We start from the raw sequence: 1304 nt of genomic DNA, 5'->3' as shown, positions 1-1304 counted from the left end.
CCCTGATCTTGATAGCGTTCATAGAGTTCTTGAAGTCCCTGGTACTGGGGCGTTAACCCACATCCGGTAGCAGTGTTGACAATCAAGAGCATCTTACCACGATAGCTTTCAAGTGATGTTTCTTGATCATCTTGGTTCAAGACTGAGAAATCGTATAATGAGGTCATTGATTTATTTTCTCCTTAGGATTGCGATTGTTAGGAGTTTTTTCCTCCTGTAGTGATAGAAATGCATTAACCATAGTTCCAAAGATAGCAGCAATACTCAAACCAAATACCAGTAAAGGGATAAGGATATCTGTTTGAAAAAGTTTTTCTAAAAAAATAGAAAGAGGAATTTGTTGGACATAGAGTTTATGGAAACATAGCAAAGTAAATAAACCAATTAGAATACCGAAAAATACACCCCAACTACGAAGGTTGATTTGGCTTTTGCTGTAGCTTTTATGATGGATTTCGGACGGGTCATCCTTGTCCAAATGTAAGTCGCGAACTGCTAGTCTCGCCCTAGATGAGAGGACGAAGATAAGTCCAAAATAGAGGTAGGGCATGGCATCTCGCACCAACTCTATGAAGCGTCCAAATAGGAGATAGAACAGGAAGAGTAGGAGAGAGGAGTAAACGATTTGGATCAAGGCACGGGCACCTGCCTTGTAAATCATCTCTTGACGGCATTCATCAAAAGGCCCTTGTATGTGAAAGAATAGTTTGAGTAAGCGAGTGGTGAAATCTTCTTTTTTCATGGGAGTAACCTCCTAAATGAGCGATTTTTGATTGATTTCTTTAAAGAGTTGATAGAGAGTATAGAAGTAAACCAAACTAAAAATGATACAGATTATTAGAAATACCAGGTATCTCCAATCCATAGGATTTGTTAAAAGTTGTGGAAAGGATACGAGGATAAAACAGAGAGATGCGTTTAGAAGACGTATTTTTTTTGATTGGATTTTCTGGAATCTCTGTCCCTTGTTCAATACAGGAAGGAATAAAAGAAAGATAATCAAGAAAGGATGCTCAATATGTCCAGAAAGTAGGAAAAAGGTAACAAAGATACTGATAAAAACATGACTGATCAGTAATCTAGCTAGTGATTTCATAAGGCACCTCCTAGTCGTCTTCTTGGTTTTTCTTGGCTTTTCGAATGCGAAGAGAGACGATAATTTGTATGGTCACTCCGAAGAAGAAGGTAGCTAGGATAGTTGATACAAAATGCCCTGTATTTAAAAGAGAACCAAGATAATCCTTGCTATCATCGGTTAGGACATTCAGAAGCGGTATTCCAAAGAACATGCCCATGCCATAGAT

The 1304-nt window shown here is 38.3% G+C and carries 2 protein-coding genes and 2 pseudogenes; all 4 read right to left on the bottom strand.

Annotation, left to right across the window (positions count from 1 at the left end; all coding sequences use genetic code 11):
- Nucleotides 1-167: pseudogene (locus GMD1S_RS07740) on the bottom strand (redoxin domain-containing protein); the annotation flags it as partial.
- Nucleotides 164-742, bottom strand: a complete 579-nt coding sequence (locus tag GMD1S_RS07735) for a DUF3278 domain-containing protein (protein ID WP_000711218.1) — start codon at nt 740-742, stop codon at nt 164-166. The pseudogene GMD1S_RS07740 and the gene GMD1S_RS07735, both read right to left, overlap by 4 nt.
- Before the next feature lie 12 nt (nt 743-754).
- The gene (locus tag GMD1S_RS12590; RefSeq protein WP_000838130.1) at nt 755-1096 is read right to left on the bottom strand and encodes a hypothetical protein; all 342 of its coding nucleotides are present in this window, start codon (nt 1094-1096) and stop codon (nt 755-757) included.
- Nucleotides 1097-1106: 10 nt separating this feature from the next.
- Nucleotides 1107-1304 (bottom strand): annotated as a pseudogene (locus GMD1S_RS12320) (hypothetical protein); the annotation flags it as partial.

Source organism: Streptococcus sp. GMD1S (assembly GCF_000296875.1).
GTDB lineage: Bacteria > Bacillota > Bacilli > Lactobacillales > Streptococcaceae > Streptococcus.
The sequence above is the reverse complement of the archived record's forward strand: the minus strand, read 5'-3'. Positions and strand labels throughout refer to the sequence as shown.